This window comes from Pseudomonas sp. TMW22080, assembly GCF_022496745.1.
GTDB classification, from domain to species: domain Bacteria; phylum Pseudomonadota; class Gammaproteobacteria; order Pseudomonadales; family Pseudomonadaceae; genus Aquipseudomonas; species Aquipseudomonas bubulae.
Genome location: NZ_SCFF01000002.1, coordinates 178,001 through 199,264 on the forward strand (window position 1 = coordinate 178,001; position 21,264 = coordinate 199,264).

25 protein-coding genes are annotated in these 21,264 nt (G+C 57.8%); 15 read left to right on the forward strand and 10 right to left on the reverse strand.

What is annotated here, in order from left to right; all coding sequences use genetic code 11:
• Nucleotides 1-38 precede the first annotated feature (38 nt).
• Entirely contained in the window at nt 39-818 is a 780-nt protein-coding gene (yaaA, locus tag EQV96_RS07220) for a peroxide stress protein YaaA (RefSeq protein WP_095001205.1), read from the reverse strand.
• 143 nt (nt 819-961) lie between these two features.
• Between yaaA and EQV96_RS07225 the strand changes: the two genes are divergently transcribed.
• Complete coding sequence (locus EQV96_RS07225) at nt 962-2,089, forward strand: polysaccharide deacetylase family protein (RefSeq protein ID WP_095001206.1); 1,128 nt, start codon at nt 962-964, stop codon at nt 2,087-2,089.
• A 47-nt stretch (nt 2,090-2,136) separates the two neighbouring features.
• Here the strand turns inward: EQV96_RS07225 and EQV96_RS07230 are convergent, their stop codons facing one another.
• Nucleotides 2,137-2,457 (reverse strand): hypothetical protein, encoded by a 321-nt coding sequence (locus tag EQV96_RS07230; protein WP_095001207.1) that lies wholly within the window; start codon nt 2,455-2,457, stop codon nt 2,137-2,139.
• 565 nt (nt 2,458-3,022) lie between these two features.
• Here EQV96_RS07230 and EQV96_RS07235 point away from each other — a divergent pair.
• Together EQV96_RS07235 and EQV96_RS07240 are read left to right on the forward strand one after the other, a co-directional pair.
• Entirely contained in the window at nt 3,023-4,417 is a 1,395-nt protein-coding gene (locus EQV96_RS07235) for a PhoH family protein (RefSeq protein WP_095001208.1), read from the forward strand.
• A 183-nt stretch (nt 4,418-4,600) separates the two neighbouring features.
• Entirely contained in the window at nt 4,601-5,512 is a 912-nt protein-coding gene (locus EQV96_RS07240) for a LysR substrate-binding domain-containing protein (protein ID WP_095001209.1), read from the forward strand.
• On the opposite strand, the gene EQV96_RS07245 is transcribed toward EQV96_RS07240, so the two are convergent.
• On the reverse strand, nt 5,501-5,947 hold the full coding sequence (locus tag EQV96_RS07245) for a DMT family transporter (RefSeq protein ID WP_095001210.1): 447 nt from the start codon (nt 5,945-5,947) through the stop codon (nt 5,501-5,503). The two genes, EQV96_RS07240 and EQV96_RS07245, sit on opposite strands and share 12 nt — an antisense overlap.
• Before the next feature lie 145 nt (nt 5,948-6,092).
• Between EQV96_RS07245 and moaC the strand changes: the two genes are divergently transcribed.
• The 3 genes from moaC to moaE are packed head-to-tail and all read left to right on the forward strand — an operon-like array spanning nt 6,093 to nt 7,260.
• On the forward strand, nt 6,093-6,566 hold the full coding sequence (gene moaC, locus EQV96_RS07250; protein ID WP_095001211.1) for a cyclic pyranopterin monophosphate synthase MoaC: 474 nt from the start codon (nt 6,093-6,095) through the stop codon (nt 6,564-6,566).
• A complete protein-coding gene (locus tag EQV96_RS07255; RefSeq protein ID WP_095001212.1) occupies nt 6,563-6,808 on the forward strand; it encodes a MoaD/ThiS family protein in 246 nt (81 codons plus the stop codon). Before moaC ends, EQV96_RS07255 begins: the two co-directional genes overlap by 4 nt.
• Nucleotides 6,809-6,810: 2 nt before the next feature.
• Complete coding sequence (gene moaE / locus EQV96_RS07260) at nt 6,811-7,260, forward strand: molybdopterin synthase catalytic subunit MoaE (RefSeq protein ID WP_095001213.1); 450 nt, start codon at nt 6,811-6,813, stop codon at nt 7,258-7,260.
• A 117-nt stretch (nt 7,261-7,377) separates the two neighbouring features.
• Here moaE and rhlB read toward each other — a convergent pair whose 3' ends face one another.
• Nucleotides 7,378-8,874, reverse strand: a complete 1,497-nt coding sequence (rhlB, locus tag EQV96_RS07265; protein ID WP_095001214.1) for an ATP-dependent RNA helicase RhlB — start codon at nt 8,872-8,874, stop codon at nt 7,378-7,380.
• A gap of 86 nt (nt 8,875-8,960) precedes the next feature.
• The gene (locus EQV96_RS07270; RefSeq protein ID WP_240881673.1) at nt 8,961-9,617 is read right to left on the reverse strand and encodes an alpha/beta fold hydrolase; all 657 of its coding nucleotides are present in this window, start codon (nt 9,615-9,617) and stop codon (nt 8,961-8,963) included.
• Between the two features lie 406 nt (nt 9,618-10,023).
• Between EQV96_RS07270 and EQV96_RS07275 the strand changes: the two genes are divergently transcribed.
• From EQV96_RS07275 to EQV96_RS07290, 4 genes are all read left to right on the forward strand, one after another.
• Complete coding sequence (locus EQV96_RS07275; protein ID WP_240881675.1) at nt 10,024-11,055, forward strand: amino acid ABC transporter substrate-binding protein; 1,032 nt, start codon at nt 10,024-10,026, stop codon at nt 11,053-11,055.
• 65 nt (nt 11,056-11,120) lie between these two features.
• A complete protein-coding gene (locus tag EQV96_RS07280) occupies nt 11,121-12,302 on the forward strand; it encodes an amino acid ABC transporter permease (protein WP_095024906.1) in 1,182 nt (393 codons plus the stop codon).
• Nucleotides 12,303-12,312: 10 nt separating this feature from the next.
• Nucleotides 12,313-13,410 carry an amino acid ABC transporter permease gene (locus tag EQV96_RS07285; RefSeq protein ID WP_095023049.1) on the forward strand — a complete coding sequence of 366 codons (1,098 nt, stop codon included), beginning with the start codon at nt 12,313-12,315 and terminating at the stop codon, nt 13,408-13,410.
• Between the two features lie 12 nt (nt 13,411-13,422).
• Nucleotides 13,423-14,187: an amino acid ABC transporter ATP-binding protein gene (locus EQV96_RS07290; protein WP_095001219.1), complete on the forward strand. Its 765-nt coding sequence runs from the start codon at nt 13,423-13,425 to the stop codon at nt 14,185-14,187.
• 67 nt (nt 14,188-14,254) lie between these two features.
• On the opposite strand, the gene EQV96_RS07295 is transcribed toward EQV96_RS07290, so the two are convergent.
• Both EQV96_RS07295 and EQV96_RS07300 read right to left on the reverse strand, forming a co-directional pair.
• Nucleotides 14,255-14,725, reverse strand: coding sequence for a type II toxin-antitoxin system MqsA family antitoxin (locus tag EQV96_RS07295; RefSeq protein ID WP_095001220.1), 471 nt, complete (start codon nt 14,723-14,725; stop codon nt 14,255-14,257).
• Nucleotides 14,722-15,033 carry a type II toxin-antitoxin system MqsR family toxin gene (locus EQV96_RS07300; RefSeq protein WP_095023048.1) on the reverse strand — a complete coding sequence of 104 codons (312 nt, stop codon included), beginning with the start codon at nt 15,031-15,033 and terminating at the stop codon, nt 14,722-14,724. Before EQV96_RS07300 ends, EQV96_RS07295 begins: the two co-directional genes overlap by 4 nt.
• Before the next feature lie 165 nt (nt 15,034-15,198).
• Between EQV96_RS07300 and EQV96_RS07305 the strand changes: the two genes are divergently transcribed.
• The 4 genes from EQV96_RS07305 to EQV96_RS07320 all read left to right on the forward strand — a co-directional run bounded on the left by EQV96_RS07305 (nt 15,199) and on the right by EQV96_RS07320 (nt 17,970).
• On the forward strand, nt 15,199-15,858 hold the full coding sequence (locus EQV96_RS07305) for a FadR/GntR family transcriptional regulator (RefSeq protein WP_095001222.1): 660 nt from the start codon (nt 15,199-15,201) through the stop codon (nt 15,856-15,858).
• Nucleotides 15,848-17,167 (forward strand): CynX/NimT family MFS transporter, encoded by a 1,320-nt coding sequence (locus EQV96_RS07310; protein WP_095018209.1) that lies wholly within the window; start codon nt 15,848-15,850, stop codon nt 17,165-17,167. The genes EQV96_RS07305 and EQV96_RS07310 overlap by 11 nt, the downstream gene beginning before the upstream one ends.
• Before the next feature lie 66 nt (nt 17,168-17,233).
• Nucleotides 17,234-17,704, forward strand: coding sequence for a nuclear transport factor 2 family protein (locus EQV96_RS07315; protein ID WP_095018208.1), 471 nt, complete (start codon nt 17,234-17,236; stop codon nt 17,702-17,704).
• 2 nt (nt 17,705-17,706) lie between these two features.
• Nucleotides 17,707-17,970 carry a GIY-YIG nuclease family protein gene (locus EQV96_RS07320; RefSeq protein WP_232527635.1) on the forward strand — a complete coding sequence of 88 codons (264 nt, stop codon included), beginning with the start codon at nt 17,707-17,709 and terminating at the stop codon, nt 17,968-17,970.
• 116 nt (nt 17,971-18,086) lie between these two features.
• Here EQV96_RS07320 and EQV96_RS07325 read toward each other — a convergent pair whose 3' ends face one another.
• Nucleotides 18,087-18,437: a glutaredoxin family protein gene (locus tag EQV96_RS07325; protein WP_016781886.1), complete on the reverse strand. Its 351-nt coding sequence runs from the start codon at nt 18,435-18,437 to the stop codon at nt 18,087-18,089.
• On the reverse strand, nt 18,437-19,441 hold the full coding sequence (yejK, locus tag EQV96_RS07330; protein ID WP_095001225.1) for a nucleoid-associated protein YejK: 1,005 nt from the start codon (nt 19,439-19,441) through the stop codon (nt 18,437-18,439). The genes EQV96_RS07325 and yejK overlap by 1 nt, the downstream gene beginning before the upstream one ends.
• Nucleotides 19,442-19,827: 386 nt before the next feature.
• Between yejK and EQV96_RS07335 the strand changes: the two genes are divergently transcribed.
• The gene (locus tag EQV96_RS07335) at nt 19,828-20,109 is read left to right on the forward strand and encodes an HU family DNA-binding protein (RefSeq protein ID WP_003440137.1); all 282 of its coding nucleotides are present in this window, start codon (nt 19,828-19,830) and stop codon (nt 20,107-20,109) included.
• A gap of 133 nt (nt 20,110-20,242) precedes the next feature.
• Here EQV96_RS07335 and rlmF read toward each other — a convergent pair whose 3' ends face one another.
• Nucleotides 20,243-21,259: a 23S rRNA (adenine(1618)-N(6))-methyltransferase RlmF gene (gene rlmF / locus EQV96_RS07340; RefSeq protein ID WP_095001226.1), complete on the reverse strand. Its 1,017-nt coding sequence runs from the start codon at nt 21,257-21,259 to the stop codon at nt 20,243-20,245.
• Between the last annotated feature and the right edge of the window lie 5 nt (nt 21,260-21,264).

Sequence of the window (21,264 nt, forward strand, 5' to 3'; positions counted from 1 at the left end):
GAATACCTATAACTTACCAGCATGAGGCATGCAGCGGGTCACTGCGGGGCGTGGTCGCGCAAAAACACCAGCAAATCCGGCTTGGACTGCTCGGCGCTGAAGCGATAACCCTGCTCATCAAACTGCTTGAGGTGCTCAGGGTTGTCGATGCGCTCCTTGATCACAAACCGGCTCATCATGCCTCGGGCTTTTTTCGCATAGAAACTGATGATTTTATGCTGGCCGTTTTTCAGGTCCTTGAACTCGGTATTGATGATGCGGGCGTTCAATGCCGACTTTTTTACCGCCGAGAAGTATTCGTTGGATGCCAGATTGAGCAGTACGTCATCGCCTTGTTCGGCCAGGGCCTGGTTGAGCCATTCGCTGATGTGCGTGCCCCAGAACGCGTACAGGTCCTTGCCCCGTGCGTTGGCCAGTTTGGTGCCCATTTCCAGGCGATACGGCATCATCAGGTCCAGCGGACGCAGCAGGCCGTAGAGCCCCGAGAGCATGCGCAGGTGGCTTTGCGCATAGTCGAAGTCGGCCTCGCTGAAGTCCACGGCATTGAGGCCGGTGTAGACATCGCCCTTGAACGCCAGCAGTGCCTGCTTGGCATTGGCGGGGGTAAAGGCGGGCGTCCAGCTGCCAAAGCGCGCCGCGTTGAGGCCCGACAGCTTGTCGGATAAATGCATCAGCTCGCCAATCTGTTGCGGGCTCAGTTCGCGCAATTGTTCGATCAATTCCTGGGAATGGTCCAGGTACTGGGGCTGGGTGAAACGTGCTGTGGCGGGCGGCGTTTCATAATCGAGGGTTTTAGCGGGTGAAATCACCATCAGCATGGGGTTGTCTCCTTTTAGCGTCGGGGGATTCTAGGCGTTGGCGCAGTTTGACTCCACCTATGAACGCGATAGATCCCCCAACGCCTGCGGGGTCGGGCACTGGTCGGGTTATAGTGCCGTCAGTTTTTACAGGGGGTTGATCAGTGCGCATTGCTCTTTTCTTGTGGGTCTGGCTGGTGTGTGCCGGGGCGGTGGCAGCACCTGTCGAGCCCGCGACGCTGGATCGCAGCACCTGGCCCGAACAATTGACCAGCCCGGCCTTGTTCGATGTTGCCTCGCGTGCCGAAATACTCGCTTTTGCCCATGCCTTGATGGTCAGCGAAGCGCTGGATGAAAGCGCCCTGAAACAGCGGTTGGGTCTGAAAATAATCAATATTGAGGCAATAGATGCTCTGCGCCAGCGGATGTGGCAGCGGTTACTGACCAACTACAACCTGGCGCAGCAAAGTTGCGATCAGGATGCTTCGTTCTGCTATTACGTCGATGACATGGACAGTCTGCGTGAGCAGGCGGGCAAGTTCGCGATCGCCGATGACTCGTTTTATGTGGCCTGGGCCGAGCCCGGCCGTGAGTTTCACCAGCGCTACCTGGATGAGCAATTACGCATGGCGGCGCTGCTCCCGCAAATCAGCAGTGAAATCGCTCTGTTGGGCGACCAGGAAGTCAACGGCGAGACGATGCACGACCGGCTGTTTTTGTTGACCTTCGACAGCGGCCCCACGCAATTGCCGGGCACTACTGACTGGCTGACCGGTTACCTGCGCAAGCAATCCATCAGCGGGATTTTTTTCGTGCTGGGTAACAGCTTGCAGGTGCGTCTCGACAAGGAGGGCGCGCTGGCCTTGCAGGCACTCTACAAGGGACAGTGTGTGGGTGTGCAGGGCTGGGAGTACCGTTCCCACAGTCACTGGAAAGACTGGCAGGACTCTATTGCGCGTAGCGCCGCCCTGGTCAATCAGGTTGTGCCGCAGCGCTACGTGCCTCTGTTTCGCCCGCCCTACGGGCAGCGCCGGGCCGACAGCGGCGGTTTTTTTGAGGCTCAGGGCATGCGGGTGGCCTTGTGGGGCATCGATGCCCAGGACTTGGCGACGAGCTTGAACGGCGAGCAGTCAGCCCATCGAGTATTGACCCTGATGCTGCTTTGGCGGCATGGGGTGATTGCGTTTCATGACACCCAGGACAAGGTGCGTACGGCATTACCCTGGCTGATGAACGCTACCTCACAAAGTGGATTGGGCTGGGACAGTTGTGAAGCGCTCGGTGAGCGCTAGACCATTCCTCCTGGCCCGCCGGCTTCGACGGGCCAGGAAACACGGCGTTACAGCAGGCGCAGTGCCAGATGGCTGCCTGCGCGCAGGTATTCAACCTGGGCGGTGATTGCATCCTTGACGATGGCTTCACCGGTATCGGTCAGCTTGGCGTTCTTGGCATCGATTACTGCCAGTTGCAGCAATTGCATGGCGACATCCATGGCCTTTTGAAAAGCGGTCGTATTGTTGTGATGGCCAAAGTGCTCGATGATCCTTTCCATTCTTTCATCAGCATTGTCGCGCAGCTGTTCGTACTCGGTGAACGAAACGCTGCCGTCCTTGTAAATCTCGAGCAGCAATTGTTCAAGTGTTTTGGAGATGGGAGTCATGCAGTCATCCTTTCGCAGTAACGCGGTCGCGGTTTTTATTCGTCACCTGAAGAGGGGGGCGTCAGTACCGTGACCTCGTGCATTAATGAAGGTGTTGCGCGGAGTTGAATCAGAAAATCACCACGGAAGTGACGGTTAGCGGACTCAGTGCCAGCCGCAGCTTAATGCGGGCGAAAAGATGCCGGTGCAGGGTTTGTCCTGGATCTATGTAGGAATTAACGGGCTTTAATGAAGGGGTGTCGAATTCAGGTTTGAGCGCTGCGCACTGCCGCGACAGAGGACGAACAGGTTGATTGCAGCACTTTTTAATACCGGTAGATCTATTAGCTTAGTTGCGGTCCCGGAATGCGCCAAGGGTTGTTCGTCATTCAAAAAATAAAGTGCTGGAATGTGAAAAAACATTTTTTTTGTCACACATTTAGGAGTATTACGAAGACAGACGGCCGAAACCTGCGAAACAGGTGGCGTCTTCCAGGACGCCATCGGGCAGGGCATACGGCAGTCACTTCGAGGCGCAGCACTGTTGCGGTATTGCGTCGAATGGCTCCCACAAAGGTGACCGAGTATGGATGATCACGGACGCACTCCTTCTTCCAACCAGCCAATCCTTTATGTACTCGATACCAATGTTCTGATTCACGATCCAAACGCAATGCTTAACTTCGAGGAACACCACGTCGCGATCCCGATGACGGTGCTCGAAGAGCTCGACAAGCTCAAAACCGGCAAATTACTGGTGGCAGCCGAGTGCCGTCAGGCCATTCGCCTCATTGACCAGTTGCTGGGGGTTGCCACCCCCGATGACGTCGAAAAAGGTGTGCCGATCCAGCGCGGCAAAGGCGCACCTAAGGGCTTCCTGTCGATCATGATGAGCAAGCGCCGCGAGCCCAACGCGTTGCTGCCCGAAAACCTCAACGACAACATCATCATCAACCAGTTGATCGACTTGCACGCGCGTGAGCCGCAATTGCGCGTGGTGCTGGTCACCAAAGACATCAACATGCGCCTAAAGGCCCGGGCTTGCGGGATCGAGTCCGAGGATTACAGTACCGACCAGCTGGTTGACGACGTGTCGATGCTCTCGCGCGGCTATCACACCATGACCGGTTCGTTCTGGGACCGCGTCAACAAGGTCGAAACCCGCCAGGGGCATGGCCGTACCTGGCATCAGGTGCAAATGAACGAAAACCTGCCGGCGGTGCATATCAATGAATTCATCATTGATGAGCAGGGCTTTGTCGGCTGGATCAAGGAGGTGCGCAAGGATCAGTTGCTGATCCTCGACATGCATCAGGAACCGCTGCTGCACCAGGAAGCCTGGGGCCTCAAACCGCGGGATATTTACCAGGGGCTGGCGCTGTTTGCTTTGCTCGACCCGGACATTCACCTGGTCAACCTGTCGGGTGCGGCGGGATCGGGCAAGACCATCCTTGCGCTGGCGGCAGCGATTGAACAAACCATGGTCAGCAAACGCTACCGGCGGATTATCTGTACCCGCAGCGTGCAGGGCCTGGACCAGGAAATCGGCTTCTTGCCGGGCACCGAAGCCGAAAAAATGGAGCCTTGGCTGGGTGCCATTACTGACAACCTCGAAGCTCTGCACATGGATGATGAAAATACCCACGGCAGCGTCGACTACATTCTGAGCAAGGTGCCGTTGCAGTTCAAATCCCTGAACTACATCCGCGGTCGCAGTTTCCAGCAGAGCCTGATCCTGATCGATGAGTGCCAGAACCTGACACCGCACCAGATGAAAACCATCATTACCCGTGCCGGTGCCGGTTCCAAAGTGGTATGCCTGGGTAACCTGGCACAGATCGATACCCCCTACCTGTCGGCCACCAGTTCGGGGCTGACCTACCTGACGGAGCGTTTCAAAGACTTCCCCAACGGTGTGCATATAGCCCTGCAAGGGGTGCCTCGCTCGATTCTGGCGGAATACGCCGAGTCACATTTGTAACTGCCTGAAGGTAGGAGCGGGCTTGCTCGCGATGAAGATGACGCGGTATCCCAGATACACCGCGCCACTTTCATCGCGAGCAAGCCCGCTCCCACTGGCGTTTTGGCTTCATGTAAGCTGACGGCGGTTGCGCGCATGGATCATGCAGCGTTGCCCTGGAGTTGGCCAAGACAGGAGCGTCAGGTGTTACTGCGTAATATCGATTTGAATCTGCTGGTGGTGCTCGATGCGCTGCTCACGGAAAAACACGTAACCCGCACCGGTGTTCGTTTGCATTTGAGCCAGCCCGCCATCAGCCACTCACTGAACAAACTCAGGGTGCTGCTTGATGACCCGTTGCTGATCCGTCAGGGCAACGAGGTGGTGCTGAGCGTGATGGCGCAAAATCTCCAGGCGCCGCTCAAGGCCATCCTGGGACAGGTCGAAACGCTGCTCGGTCAGTCCATCGACTTTGTGCCGGCAGAATCACAGCGCACCTTTCGCCTGGCCATGTCCGATTACGGCGCGACCATCGTGTTGCCAAAACTGCTGGTGCTGCTGCGCGAGCAAGCACCGGACACTTCGCTGGTGATCATCCAGGACAGCCGCCTGGGCATGCTGGAGCAGATCGAGCAGGGCAAGATCGATCTGGCCGTTGGGGTTTTCCCCACGATGCCAGCAGATATCTGCAGCGATGTATTGTTTGAAGAAACCTTTACCTGCCTGCTCAATCGTCGTTCGCTCCCGGACAATGGCGTGCTCGATCTGGACAGCTATCTGGCGCGCCCGCACCTGCTGGTGTCGACGGATGGCAATACCCAGGGTGAGGTCGATAACGTGTTGCACGCCCGGGGGTTGCAGCGCCGGGTTGCGGTCAATGTGCCGCACTGGGGCACGGCACCGGGGATGATTACCGACACCGACCTGATTCTTACTGTGGCCACCCGTACCCTGGACAATCTGTCATTCGGCGACAACCTGGTGGCACTGCCGCCTCCCATGACGATAGCGCCGTTCAACTATGTGCAGGTCTGGCATCAGCGTTTCAACGAAGACCCGGCTCATCGCTGGCTGCGGGATCTGGTCAGGCAAGTGAGTGCGCCTTCAGCCGCGTGAAGCGATGACAAAACCTGCCAGCACCACGCTGACCCCGAGCAGTTTTTGCAGGCTGGGGGTGTTTCTTGGCAAACCCAGCAAGCCGAAGTAATCGATCAGCAGTGAACTGATCAACTGGCCCACCACCACCGCCATGATGAAGTTCAGCGCCCCCAGGCGCGGCACGCTGATCAGCGCCACGGTGATGTAAAACACCCCGGCCAGCCCGCCGAGCCAGATCCACCAGGGGCCGGTGAGCAGGGCCGCGAGATTGGGGCGGGGCACTTTGACAATCAGCATTACCAGCGCAATCGCCAGGCCGCTGATCAGTAATGAGATCACGGTGGCCCAAAAGGGATGGCCCAGCACCACGCCCAATCGAGCGTTACTGCCCGCTTGCAGGGGCACCGCAGCACCCGCCAGCAGGCTCAGGGCAATGGCAATAAAAAGTGGCATAGGTATGACTCCAAAGTTTCGACCTTTGTACGGCGATTGCCTGCGGGCGGCCAATTCCATGTTCTGATGCGCGGTATTCGCGGGGTCGATGGCCTTAAGCTGACCCTCGGGTTTACAATCGATACTCCTCTCTGGAGTACCCCCTGTGCTGACTCACTTAGATTCCCAAGGCCGCGCCAACATGGTCGATGTCACCGACAAAGCGGTGACCTCCCGTGAGGCTGTGGCACAAGCGGTGGTGCGCATGCGCCCTGAAACCCTGGACATGATCATCAGTGGCGGTCACCCCAAGGGTGATGTGTTTGCCGTGGCGCGGATTGCCGGGATCCAGGCGGCGAAGAAAACCTCGGACCTGATCCCTTTGTGCCATCCGTTGATGCTCACCAGCGTCAAGGTTGAGCTCAGTGCCCAAGGCAGCGACGCGGTATTGATCGTGGCGCGCTGCAAGCTGTCCGGGCAGACCGGCGTCGAAATGGAAGCCCTGACCGCCGCCAGCGTTGCAGCCCTGACTATTTACGACATGTGCAAGGCGGTCGATCGCGGCATGACCATCGAAGGTGTGCGCGTACTGGAAAAGCTCGGCGGCAAGAGCGGGCACTTTCAGGCGGATGCGTCATGAAGCTCAAAGTGGTTTTCTTTGCCCGCTATCGCGAGGTTCTGGGGCTGGATAGTGAGGCAGTGGAGGGCGGGTTCGTCTCCATTGAGCAGTTGCGCGCGCACCTGACGCAACGCGGTGGTGCCTGGCAGGTGCTGGCCGAGCCCAACCTGATGTGTGCGCGCAATGAAGAGCTGTGCAAGCTCGCCGAACCCCTGGCGGACGGCGACGAAGTGGCATTTTTTCCGCCCGTGACCGGAGGCTGAACATGGCGATTCGGGTGCAAGCGGCGGCCTTTGATCCTGGCGCTGAAGTCAATGCACTGCATGCCGCGAATCTGGGCGTGGGCGCAGTGGTGAGTTTTGTCGGTTATGTGCGCGACTTCAATGACGGCCGTGACGTGGCGGGGATGTTCCTGGAGCATTATCCGGGCATGACCGAGAAAGCCCTGGGCAAAATTATTGATGAAGCTGCGCAGCGCTGGCCGCTGCTCAAGCTTGAAGTGCTGCACCGTATTGGCCTGCTGGAGCCGGGAGAGCCGATTGTGTTTGTTGGCGTAGCCAGTGCTCACCGTCAGGCCGCTTTCGATGCCTGCAGTTTTGTGATGGATTATCTGAAAACCCGCGCCCCGTTCTGGAAAAAAGAACAGACCCCCTCAGGCCCGCGATGGGTGGAGGGGCGGGTGAGCGATGAAGTGGCGGCGCAGCGCTGGAAGTAATCAAGCCCTGTAGCCGCTGCCGCAGGCTGCGATAAGGGCCGCAGGCCCTTCAAAAAGCGGGGCCGCTTCGCAGCCCATCGCAGCCTGGTGCCTCGGCAGCGGCTACAGATTTGCGTATCAGGCCGTTGCAGTCGGGTCCTGCGGCTTGCGCACAGCGCGTACGACAGGGCGCAGCAGCTCGGCTGGCGGCGTTTCGCAGCTGATTTTACGACCTAGCAGGGCTTCGATAGACGGCAACTGGTACGAGTCGTCTTCACCGGCAAAACTGATCGATACACCGCTGGCGCCAGCACGGCCGGTACGGCCAATACGGTGTACATAGTCGTCCGGCACTTCAGGCAGGGTGAAGTTGATCACGTGGCTGATGCCATCAATGTGGATGCCACGACCTGCAACGTCGGTAGCTACCAGCACGCGGATCTTGCCTTCGCGGAAGCCTTCCAGGGTCTTGATACGTTTGTGCTGCGGTACATCCCCCGACAGTTGCGCCGCGTTGATACCGTCACGTACCAGGCGCTCTTCGATGCGGCGCACTTCGTCCTTGCGGTTGGCAAATACGATCACCCGTTCCCAGCCATTGTCGTTGACCAGGTTGAACAACAGCTTGTACTTGTCGGCACCGGCGACGGCATAGACGTGCTGCTCAACCATGTCACTGGCGACGTTGACCGCTTCGATCTCGACGATGGCAGGGTCTGTGGTCCATTGCTTGGCCAGGTTCATCACGTCCTCGGTAAAGGTCGCGGAGAACAGCAGCGTCTGACGTTCGGCTTTTGGTGGCGTTTGACGAATGATCTGGCGTACTTGCGGGATGAAGCCCATGTCCAGCATGCGGTCGGCTTCGTCGAGCACCATCACTTCGACCATGTCCAGATGCACTTCGCCGCGCTGGTTGAAGTCCAGCAGACGGCCCGGTGTGGCCACCAGAATGTCGCAATGGCGGGCTTCAAGCTGCTTGAGTTGCTTGTCGAAGTCCATGCCGCCCACGAATGTCATGACATTGAGGTCGGTGTACTTGGTCAGGTCGGCCGCGTCCTTGGCTATCTGCACCACCAGCTCACGGGTCGGCGCGATGATCAGAGCGCGTGGTTCGCCCATGTAACGCTCTTTTGGCGGCGGCGTCTGGGTCAACTGGCTAATGATCGAGATCAGGAACGCAGCCGTCTTGCCCGTACCGGTCTGGGCACGGCCAATGGCGTCACGCCCGCTCAGGGTATAGCCCAGTACGCCTGCCTGGATCGGCGTGCAGTACGGAAAACCAAGGTCCTGGATGGCGTGCATCAGCTCGGGGGCGAGCTTGAAATCGTGAAAGCGGACTTTGCCTTCTTGTGGCTCGACGGCGAAGTCTTCGAGTTTCCAGGGAATGACCGGTGGCTTGGGGGCCGCCTCACGCCGTGGCTTGGCAATTTTGGGTTTTTCGATACGCGGTTGTTCAGCAGCGGATTGTGCGTCGGGAGTGTTCACCGGCTCAGGGGCTGGAACAGGAGCAGAACGGCCAGGTTGTTGCGCGTCGGTTCGCGCTCTGGCGTTGCCTGGAGGTGTAACGGAAGCTGGCGCGAGCGGCTCAGCCTCGCTTTTACCGAATATTTTTTTAAGTGCTTTGAGCACGGTCATCTCATCAGTTGGTTAAGGAGTATACGCCGGGCAGTGTAATGCAAGTCGGGCGCTCGGCGTGTAGTGAACGACGGGATGTTTCGGTTTTAGCTCAGATGTTTCGTCAGCCAGGTACCGATATCGCTTATTTCCTCTGGTAACACTTCATGGCCCATTGGGTACTCCTGCCATGTAACGGACACACCTGCGGCTTTCAAATGCTCATAAGCCGTACGACCCATAGCGTTTTGGACTACATCATCGTACTGCCCGTGCAGGCACAAAGCCGGGATTCGCTGCTGGCTGGCCGACAATGGCAGGCCTTCGTTGAAGGTTGGCGCATAGGTTGAAAGGGCAATAACGCCACCCAGTGGGCCCTGCCATTTCAAATAAGCGGTATGGAAAACCACGGCGCCACCTTGTGAAAACCCGGCCAGAAAAATCCGGCTGGCGTCGATACCGCTCTGGCGCTGGGCTTCGATCAAGGCAATGACCATTTCGGCCGACTCTTCGAGCTCTTCTTCACTGATCGAGCGGGCAGGACTCATGGCCTTGATGTCGTACCAGCTAGGCATGGCATAGCCGCCATTGATGGTCACGGCGCGGGTTGGAGCCTGCGGCAATACAAAGCGCGTGGTCAGCAACGACTGTTGCAGGATCTCAGCCACCGGCATGAAGTCATAACGGTCGGCACCCAGACCGTGGAGCCAGATAACACAGGCGTCTGCGGTTTTTTGAGGCTGGATGATCAGGGGTTGGGTCATGGCTGCTCCATCGTTGTGCATGTGCGCAAATCGGGTGCGCTACAAGTGTGCTTGATCGACTAAGGATTACAGAATATGTCGCGTGCTTGAACGTTTTTTCCTGCATTACCTACTGAACTTACTTAGGGGCCAAGAGTGGTACGCGCCTTGCTATGTGGACAGTGGCGTGAATGCGCCCCCTTTGGACGGTAACACTAACAGGGGGGGCTGCAAAAATCCCGAGGTTGGAGTTAGACAAGGAATTCAACAGCTCAAGTGAGCGCTTCAGTTTGACGGTTCGTGCGATGCACCCATCGCTCAAGGCTTATGCCGCTTGACCCAATAAAAAGCCAACATGGGTCAACAGTGCCTCACAAGGGGGCGGCGGGCCTTGTTCAAACACAAAAAAGCAGCACTGGAGGTTTGAATGAAGCAATTGAAATCCACCCTGGCTTTGGCCACAGCAGCCATCGTGTTACTCAGTGCCAGCGGTTTTGCCCACGCAGGCGGGACCCTGGACAGTGTCAAGAAGAAAGGTTTTGTGCAATGTGGCGTGAGTGACGGTTTACCGGGCTTTTCGGTACCGGATAAAGACGGCAAGATCATGGGGATCGATGCGGATGTCTGTCGTGCAGTGGCCGCCGCAGTGTTTGGCGATGCTACCAAGGTCAAGTTCAGCCAGTTGAACGCCAAGGAGCGTTTCACCGCGCTGCAATCGGGCGAAGTCGATGTGTTGTCGCGCAATACCACCTGGACCAGTTCCCGTGATGCGGGCATGGGCATGGTGTTCGCGGGCGTGACCTATTACGACGGCGTCGGCTTTTTGGTCAACAACAAGCTGGGGGTAAAAAGTGCCAAGGAACTGGACGGTGCAACCATCTGTATCCAGGCCGGCACGACTACCGAGCTGAATGTGTCGGATTACTTCCGCGCCAATAACCTCAAGTACACCCCGATCACCTTCGACACCTCTGATGAAAGCGCCAAGTCTCTGGAAAGCGGCCGTTGCGACGTGTTGACCTCCGACAAGTCCCAGTTGTACGCACAGCGTAGCAAGCTGGCCAACCCGAGCGACTATGTCGTATTGCCTGAAACCATCTCCAAGGAGCCTCTGGGGCCTGTCGTGCGCAAGGGCGACGAAGACTGGTTCAGCATTGTGAAGTGGACCCTGTTCGCCATGCTCAATGCTGAAGAAGCCGGCATCACCTCGAAAAACGTTGTGGCTGAAGCCAAATCCACCAAAAACCCGGATGTCGCCCGCTTGCTGGGTGCTGACGGCGAATACGGCAAAGACCTGAAACTGCCAAAAGACTGGGTGGTGCAGATTGTCAGCCAGGTGGGTAACTACGGTGAAGTCTTCGAGAAAAACCTCGGTAAAAACACGCCTCTGGCCATCGACCGCGGGCTGAACGCTCTGTGGAATAACGGCGGCATTCAATACGCACCCCCTGTGCGCTGATAGCCCTTTCATCCGGCAGGCCAACTGCCGGGTGATGTTGTCTGATCCATTGTTAGGGGCACTTCATGCAAATTAAAGTCGGCGCACCCAAGCCCAGGCTCAGCCTCGGCGATCCACGTGTGCGTGCGTGGTTATTTCAGATCGTCACCGTCGCGCTGGTGGTCCTTATGGGCTGGTATCTGTTCAACAATACCCAGACCAACCTGCAACATCGCGGCATTACTTCGGGTTTTGACTTTCTGGAGCGCAGTGCCGGGTTTGGCATTGCGCAGCATTTGATTGATTACACCGAGTCCGACAGTTATGCGCGGGTCTTTCTGATCGGGTTGCTCAACACCTTGCTGGTGTCCGTGATCGGTATCGTCCTGGCGACGATCCTGGGGTTTATCATCGGCGTGGCACGCCTGTCGTCGAACTGGATGATCAGCAAGCTGGCAACGGTGTATGTGGAGATCTTTCGCAATATCCCGCCATTGCTGCAAATCCTGTTCTGGTACTTCGCGGTCTTCCTGACCATGCCAGGGCCACGCAACAGCCATAACTTTGCCAACACCTTCTATATGAGCAGCCGTGGCCTGAACATGCCGGCCGCAGTGGGTACGGATGCCTTCTGGCCGTTTGTGGCCAGTGTGGTGCTGGCTATCGTGGCCGTGGTGCTGATGGTCCGTCGGGCCAACAAGCGCTTTGAAGACACCGGCGAGCCATTTCACAAGTTCTGGGTCGGGCTGTTCTTGCTGCTGGCGATTCCTGGCCTGTGCGTGTTGCTGTTCGGTACCCCGGTGCACTGGGAGATGCCACAGCTCAAGGGCTTCAACTTTGTCGGTGGCTGGGTGCTGATCCCGGAACTGTTGGCGCTGACCATTGCGTTGACGGTGTACACCGCGGCCTTTATTGCCGAAATCGTACGGTCGGGGATCAAATCCGTCAGTCACGGTCAGACCGAAGCCGCCCGCTCGCTGGGGCTGCGCCCGGGGCCGACGCTGCGCAAGGTAATCATCCCGCAAGCGCTGCGGGTGATCATCCCGCCTTTGACCAGCCAATACCTGAACCTGGTGAAAAACTCGTCGCTGGCGGCGGGCATCGGTTATCCGGAAATGGTTTCACTGTTTGCCGGCACGGTCCTCAACCAGACCGGGCAAGCGATTGAAGTCATTGCCATCACCATGAGCGTGTACCTGGCCATCAGCATCAGCATTTCGCTGCTGATGAATTGGTACAACACGCGCATTGCGCTGATCGAGCGATGAGGACTGGACTATGACGACTCATGTTTTCAAACCCGACATGCCGCCGCCTGGCAACCGCATCGGTATTGTCGCCTGGGCGCGGGCAAATCTGTTTTCCAGCTGGCTCAACACCTTGCTGACCCTGTTTGCCTTTTATCTGGTCTGGCTGATCGTGCCGCCGCTGCTGAGCTGGACGATTTTCGATGCCAATTGGGTAGGCAGCACGCAAGCTGATTGCACCAAAGAGGGCGCTTGCTGGGTGTTTATCCAGCAGCGTTTTGGCCAGTTTATGTATGGCTATTACCCGACCGGGCTGCGCTGGCGGGTTGACCTGACGGTATGGCTGGCCGTGGTGGGTGCGGCGCCGTTGTTTATCTCGCGCTTCAAGCACAAGGCTATCTACGGGCTGGGCTTTTTGGTGGTGTACCCCATCCTGGCGTTTACCTTGCTCCACGGCGGCTATCTGGGCCTGACTAACGTGGCTACCAGCCAGTGGGGCGGCCTGATGCTCACGCTGGTGATTGCCACGGTAGGTATTGCCGGCGCCTTGCCACTGGGGATTTTGCTGGCCCTGGGCCGCCGCTCGGACATGCCGGCCATTCGCGTGGTGTGCGTGACTTTTATCGAGTTTTGGCGCGGCGTTCCGCTGATTACCGTGCTGTTTATGTCTTCGGTGATGCTGCCGCTGTTTCTGCCCGAGGGCATGAACTTCGACAAATTACTGCGGGCCTTGATCGGCGTAATCCTGTTTCAGTCGGCTTATGTGGCGGAAGTGGTGCGTGGCGGTCTGCAAGCCATCCCCAAGGGTCAGTACGAGGCGGCTGCGGCCATGGGCCTGGGCTACTGGCGCAGCATGGGCCTGGTGATTTTGCCGCAAGCCCTGAAGCTGGTGATCCCCGGCATCGTCAACACCTTTATTGCCCTGTTCAAGGACACCAGCCTGGTGATCATCATCGGTCTGTTCGACCTGCTCAATAGCGTCAAACAAGCCGCCGCCGACCCGAAATGGCTGGGTATGGCCACTGAAGGCTATGTGTTTGCCGCCTTGGTGTTCTGGATTTTCTGTTTTGGTATGTCCCGCTACTCCATGCATCTGGAGCACAAGCTGGACACTGGCCACAAGCGTTAGGAGTATTGCAAGATGAGTGAAACAATCAAAAAGCCAGCAAGCTCTGAAGGCATTATTCAGATGCTGGGCGTCAACAAGTGGTACGGCCAGTTCCATGTGCTAAAGGACATCAACCTCAACGTACAGCCGGGCGAGCGTATCGTCTTGTGCGGGCCTTCGGGCTCCGGCAAGTCAACCACCATCCGTTGCCTCAATCGCCTCGAAGAGCACCAGCAGGGACGCATCGTGGTCGACGGTGTAGAGCTGACCAACGACATCAAGCAAATCGAGACGGTGCGGCGTGAAGTGGGCATGGTGTTCCAGCACTTCAACCTGTTCCCGCACCTGACCATTCTGCAGAACTGCACGCTGGCGCCGATGTGGGTGCGCAAGATGCCCCGGCGTCAGGCCGAAGAAATTGCCATGCATTATCTGGAACGGGTGCGTATTCCGGAGCAGGCGCACAAGTTCCCGGGGCAGTTGTCGGGTGGTCAGCAGCAACGTGTGGCAATTGCCCGGGCGCTGTGCATGAAGCCCAAGATCATGCTGTTTGACGAACCGACTTCAGCACTTGACCCGGAGATGGTCAAAGAGGTGCTGGACACCATGATCGGCCTGGCGGAAGACGGCATGACGATGCTCTGCGTAACCCACGAAATGGGCTTTGCGCGCACCGTGGCCAACCGGGTGATCTTTATGGACAAGGGCGAAATCGTGGAGGAGGCCGCCCCGAATGACTTCTTCGACAACCCGCAAAATGACCGGACCAAACTGTTCCTGAATCAGATTTTGCATTGATCGGGACTTGTAGCCGCTGATGATCGTAGCCTCGCTGCGCTCGTCAGCGGCTAGAAAACCAAAGGTGTCAGTTTTCGCGCTGCTGCTGTTTTTGCACCAGCAGCGCATTGATGTCTGCACACTCGTTGATGGCTTGTAATTCGCGGACCAGTTCGGGGTGGCGATCGAGCAGTCGCATCAACACAAACAAGGGTTTTGGTGGCTCCACCTCGGCCCGTTCATAACGACTGAACGCATTGTGGCCACCCCCCGACAGCAACTGCACGGCATTTTTTTGGGTGAAGTGAAGCTTGCGGCGGATACGCTTCATTTCTTCCGCCATAACCCGTTTGGCATCTTCTACCAGTTCGTCGCCAGCCTGGGCATATAGCTCTGCGCTGGGTGCATCAAATTCGATCTCGGCGCACTCGGTGCATTCGTGCCCGTCCAGGCCGTGCACCACCCGGTTCAATTGCTTGAAGTTCACATTGAAGCTGCGGCCCTTGAACGCTTGCATGGCATTGGCGGCGCCGCAGGTGCAGCAGTCATTTTTGCTCATGATGTTTTCTCCTTGAAAGCGATGACCGGCGGCCCTCCGCAGGGGCGATACGTCACCTTGATAGAGATGGCCAAACCGTAGGCCTGTGCGTGATATACGTCCTGCCAGACCTTGTGGTCGGCGTGGGTCGACATCGATTTGTACAGCGCACTGCGCTCCAACGAGGTAATGACCCTCTGCATTTGTGCGAGGACCAGGCCCAGGCTTCGTCCACCATCCAATGCGCTTTTGGTAAAGGCGACAGCGCCAAGCCGTTGTACATCGGCTTGAATGCACTGGAGGTTGTAGTGAGGTGTTTTCTTTTCCATAAGAGGCAGCCTCGATGCAATCAAAAGTACCCTTAAAGGGTTTTTTGTTCAAGGGTGAACAAGGTTTTTTAGGGGGCTTTTAATCTGTAGTTGATTGCTCGTATGGAGGTGTCTGAGTAACATGTCGGAAAATTCATCCTATGATTGGATGAAAAGGCGAATTAAATGACAGACGCTTCTCCCATCATCAAACGCTCGCTGGTCGACCAGGCTCTGGAGCAACTGCGTGCGCGAATAAACAACGGTACCTGGGAGGTGGGTCAGCGTTTGCCAACCGAGCCCGAGCTGGCTACGCAATTGAACATCAGTCGTAACACTGTGCGTGAAGCCATGCGCGTGCTGGCATTTGCCGGGCTGATAGAGATTCGCCAGGGCGATGGCAGCTACTTGCGCAGCCGTGTCGACCCGATGGACACGCTGCGCGCGCTGTCATCCTGCTCTCTGGAGCAGGGCCGGGAGATGCGTCACATCATTGAGGTTGAAGCCGCTGGCCTGGCCGCCCTGCGCCGCACGGACGAGGACTTGCGCCTGCTGCATCAGGCGCTGGACGCCAGTGGCCAGCACTATCACGGTGAACTCGATACCTATATTTGCTGTGACCTGGTGTTTCACCAACGACTGATTGATGCCGCCCACAACCCGGCCCTGAGCGAGCTCTACCGCTTTACCTCAAGCGTCTTGACCAATCATTTGCGCAAGACCATGGACGTCCATCCGCGTCGTCAAGTGGTGTTCGACCTGCACGTTGATTTACTGGAAGCCGTAGAACAACAAAACCCGCAACGGGCCATGGCGCTGTGCCGGACGTTGATCAATGAACCTTGAGCCGGAGCACGCCATGAGCCACCCTTCGTCAATTTCCAATGCCAGCGTCGAGCCCGTTCGTCATCTCGATGAACTGGAAGAATTGCTGATCGACGCTGAAATTGACGACGAGCAGGTTCAGCACACTGCGCCTGTTGTCTTGCGTCCGTGGTTATTGCTTCTGGGGCTGGTGCTGGTGGCTTTGAACCTGCGTCCCGCGCTGTCGAGCATGGCGCCGTTACTGGGTGAGGTGTCTGACAGACTGGGCTTGTCTGCGGCGCAGGCTGGCCTGTTGACCACGTTGCCCGTGCTGTGCCTGGGGCTGTTCGCGCCCCTGGCGCCAATCCTGGCGCGGCGATTTGGTACCGAGCGGGTAGTGCTGGGGATTTTGCTGACGCTGGGCGGCGGGATCGTTCTGCGCAGTTGCCTGGGCGAAGTGGGGCTGTTTGCCGGGAGCATTCTGGCGGGGGCCAGTATCGGCGTCATCGGTGTGTTGTTGCCGGGCATCATCAAGCGTGATTTCGCCGGGCATGCCGGAACCATGACCGGTGTTTACACCATGGCCCTGTGCCTGGGTGCGGCACTGGCGGCGGGGGCCACGGTGCCCCTTAGCGAGTCACTGGGGCAGAGCTGGGCAATGGGGCTTGGCTTCTGGGCCTTGCCCGCATTGCTTGCGGTTGTTTTCTGGCTGCCACAGGTGGGCAAGCGTCAGGGCACGCACAACGTTGCTTACCGCGTGCGTGGCTTGTTGCGTGACCCGTTGGCCTGGCAAGTGACGCTCTATATGGGGCTGCAATCCTCGTTGTCCTACATTGTTTTTGGCTGGTTGCCGTCAATCCTGATTGGTCGCGGCCTGACGCCTACCCAGGCGGGGCTGGTGATGTCCGGCTCGGTTATCGTGCAATTGATCACGGCGCTGACGGCACCGTGGCTGGCCACGCGGGGTAAAGACCAGCGGCTGGCAATCGTGCTGGTTATGGGCATGACCCTGGCCGGGCTGTTTGGTTGCCTTTATGCGCCTATCGAGGGCTTGTGGGGCTGGGCGATTGTGCTGGGCCTGGGGCAGGGCGGCACATTCAGCCTGGCCTTGACCATGATCGTGCTGCGCTCGCGCGATGCCCATGTCGCCGCCAATCTGTCGGGCATGGCCCAGGGCATTGGTTACACCGTGGCATCGATGGGGCCGCTGGCGGTGGGCGTGGTGCATGAAGTGACGGGTGGCTGGAGTGCCGTGGGCTGGATATTTGCAGTCATCGGTCTGGGGGCCATCGTCGCCGGGCTTGGCGCCGGCCGTTCACTGTATGTGAATGTACAAAGCGAGAAAGTCTGAGGCCCATAGTGTTTCTGTTCATGGCAGATTATCGTGCTCTGATTCCAGACCTGTACGGACCCTGCCATGAGCCAAGACCACCAAGCATTGATCACTCGTTTCTACCAGGCCTTCCAGCGGCTTGATGCCGAGGCAATGGCTGACTGTTACACCACTGACGTGGTGTTCAGCGACCCTGTGTTTGGCGAGCTGCGTGGCCACAACGCCGCTGACATGTGGCGCATGCTGACCTTGCGGGCCAAGGATTTCAGCCTCACCTTCGATCAGGTTCAGGCTGACGGCCAGCATGGCAGCGCGCACTGGGTGGCGACCTATGTGTTTGGCCAGACCGGCGCCACGGTGGTCAATGATATCCAGGCACGGTTTGTGTTTCGTGATGGCAAGATTTGCGAGCATCACGACCATTTCGATCTGTGGCGCTGGTCGCGTCAGGCACTGGGCACCAAGGGCCTGTTGCTGGGGTGGACACCGCTGGTACAAAACGCCATTCGGGCGCAGGCGCAAAAAGGGCTCAAGGCCTTTCAGGGCAGCCGCTGAAAGTGGTCGAGAAACCCTGGTTTGTGTACCTTGTGCGGGCCGCTAATGGCTCTTTGTATTGCGGTATCAGCGATGACCCGGTGCGCCGTTTTGCCAAGCATCAAACGGGCAAGGGCGCGCGTTTTTTCGCTTCAAGCCCGGCAGTGGCGCTGGTGTATGTCGAATCCTGGCCGGACAAGGGTGAGGCATTGCGCCAGGAGCGATTGATCAAGAAGCTCAGGAAGAGTGCCAAGGAGTGTCTGGTGCAAAGTCAGAAGCTGGAGTGATTTTCCTGTGGGAGCGGGCTTGCCCGCGATGGTATCTCTGCGGTTTGTCTGGCTGACCGCAGCGCCTGCATCGCGAGCAAGCCCGCTCCCACAGAAATTGAACAGTTGTTCCCGGCTTATTTCAGTGCCGCCAATATCGCATCGGGCTTGAAGTCGCGAATCAGCGTGCCGTTTACATCCAGTATCGGAATGCCGCGCCCGCCCAGCGCCTCGTAAGCCTGGCGGGCACTGGCATCCTTGTCGATATCGAATTCCTTGAACGGTATGCCTTTCTCATCCAGGAACCGCCGAGTGGCCTTGCAGTAGCCGCACCACTCGGTGGAGTACAACACCACCCGGGCGCTGGCCCGGGTTTGCTCACTGACGACACCCGAAGGGTTGAGCACGCGCTCGATCTTGCCCCAGTTCTGAAAGATGACCACTACCACCAGAACAAACAGGACTTTCTTCAAGATACCGTTGAGCATTACTTGCTGCGCTTGAGCTGATCGAGCAGTTGGGTCGGCAAGCCCTTGATCACCAGCGTACCGGCTTCTTCGTCGAACTCGACCTTGGAACCCAACAGGTGTGCCTCAAAGCTGATAGAGAGCCCCTCAGCGCGCCCGGTGAAGCGACGGAACTGGTTCAGGGTGCGCTTGTCAGCAGGAATTTCGGGGGACAGGCCGTAATCCTTGTTACGGATATGATCGTAGAAAGCCTTGGGGCGTTCTTCGTCGATCAACTCGGACAACTCTTCCAGGCCCATGGGTTCGCCGATTTTTGCCTGACTGCTGGCGTAATCGACCAGGGTCTTGGTTTTTTCCCGGGCGGACTCTTCCGGCAAGTCTTCGCTTTCTACGAAGTCACTGAAGGCCTTGAGCAGGGTACGGGTTTCGCCCGGGCCATCGACACCTTCCTGGCAGCCGATAAAGTCGCGGAAGTACTCCGAAACCTTCTTGCCGTTTTTACCTTTGATAAACGAAATGTATTGCTTGGACTGCTTGTTGTTCTGCCACTCGGAAATGTTGATCCGTGCGGCCAGGTGCAGCTGGCCAAGGTCCAGATGGCGCGAAGGCGTCACGTCCAGCTCCGAGGTCACGGCAACGCCGTCGCTGTGGTGCAGCAGGGCGATGGCCAGGTAGTCGGTCATGCCTTGCTGGTAATGGGCGAACAGCACGTGGCCGCCAACGGAAAGGTTGGACTCTTCCATCAGTTTTTGCAGATGCTCGACGGCGACGCGGCTGAACGCCGTGAAGTCTTTACCGCCATCGAGGTATTCCTTGAGCCAGCCGCTGAACGGATGCGCGCCGGACTCGGCATGGAAAAACCCCCAGGCTTTACCTTGCTTGGCGTTATAGCTTTCGTTGAGGTCAGCGAGCATGTTCTCGATGGCTTGAGACCCGGCCAGTTCAGAGTCACGGGCGTGGAGAACTGCGGGCGTACCGTCGGGTTTTTTGTCAATCAAGTGGACGATGCAATGACGGATCGGCATGGGCTTCTCGGTGTGTAATGAGAGGGCAGGGTGCACACCCCGCAAAGGCGCCAAGTGTACCGCACCTGAGCCTCGGGTCGGGGTTTGGGGGGCTTGAGGGCGCCCTGGACGGTTTTTTTACCGTTTTAAGGCCATAAAGCTGACCAAAAGCCCAGGTAGAGGCGGATATTTAACTGTCTCTGTGCTAGTTTTGCCCGGTCTTGCGCTCGGAAACGGCGTAAAGCGTGCATTCAGCATGTGTCAGGTCGAACCAAACCCCGTTTTAGCTATCTACATCCGCGATTCGTCGTGAAAGCTGGCGGGTGTGCCAGACCCTTGAGATCTGGCTCGATGGCTGACATTGCACTCTGCAAACCAAATGAATTTGATAGGGAAGGAACATCTCAATGGCTATTACTAAAGACCAACTGATCGCTGATATCGCTGAAGCTATCGACGCGCCGAAAACTACCGCGCGTAACGCTCTGGACCAACTGGCCCAGATCGTTGCTGATCAATTGGAAAATGGCGGCGAAATCACTCTGCCAGGTATTGGCAAACTGAAAGTGACCGAGCGTCCTGCCCGTACTGGCCGTAACCCTTCGACTGGCGCAGCCATCGAAATCGCAGCCAAAAAAGTTATCAAGCTCGTTGTGGCCAAAGGCCTGACTGACGCTGTTAACAAGTAAGACTGCTGTAAAAAAGCCGCGCTTCGGATTACTCCGAAGCGCAGCTTTTTTATGCCTGCAAAGTTTGTAGCAGCTGCCGAACGCAGCCTCGCGCAGCTCGGCAGCTGCTACGAGGTTTTGCATATTTACAAGATTACTTCCAGTTCTTCTCGCGCCACAGCTGTTGCTGTTCTTTGTCATGGAATGTCCAGGCGACAAAGCGGCTTTGCTTGTTGCCCTGAGACATGTCGACCACCTGGCTTTCACGCACACCGGCTTTTTTCAGTGCGGTCTGGATCGCCGGCAAGTTGGACGCCTTGGACACCAGTACGCTGAACCACAGCACCTGACGGCCCACTTGCACGCTTTCGCGAATCAGTTGGGTCACAAAGCGCTGCTCGCCCCCTTCACACCACAATTCGGCCGCTTGACCGCCAAAGTTCAGAACAGGCAGTTTGCGCTTGGGATCAGCTTTGCCCAGTGCCCGCCATTTACGCTCGCTGCCGCGCGTTGCTTCATCGATGGACGCATGAAACGGCGGGTTGCACATGCTTAGGTCAAAACGCTCGGCGCTGTCCAGGACGTCCAGCAAGATCTTCTTCTGATCGGGTTGCAGGCGCAGGCTGATGGCTTTGTTCAGGCCGTTGGACTGCACGATCGCCTTGGCCGCTTTAACGGCTGTAGGGTCAACTTCGGTGCCCAGGAACTGCCAGCGGTATTCGCTGTGACCAATCAGCGGGTAAACGCAGTTTGCGCCCATACCGATGTCCAGCACGCGCACGCTCGGGCCACGCGGGATGACGCCATCGTTCATGGTGGCCAGCAGGTCGGCCAGAAAGTGCACGTAGTCAGCGCGACCGGGCACAGGCGGGCACAGGTAGTCAGCCGGAATGTCCCAGTGGGCGATACCGTAGAACGCCTTGAGCAGCGCACGGTTGAATACGCGCACGGCATCCGGGTTGGCGAAGTCGATGCTTTCTTTGCCGTACGGGTTGATGATCACGAACTCTGCCAGCTCAGGGCAGACCGAAATCAGCTGCGGGAAGTCGTAGCGGCCCTGATGGCGGTTACGTGGGTGCAGGCTTGGCTTGACCCGTGGCTCAGCCGGCTTGGCGTCGCTGACAGCCTTGGGCTTGTGGCGTGTGGCTTTGGAAGTGCGTGGGGTTGTCATGTTCA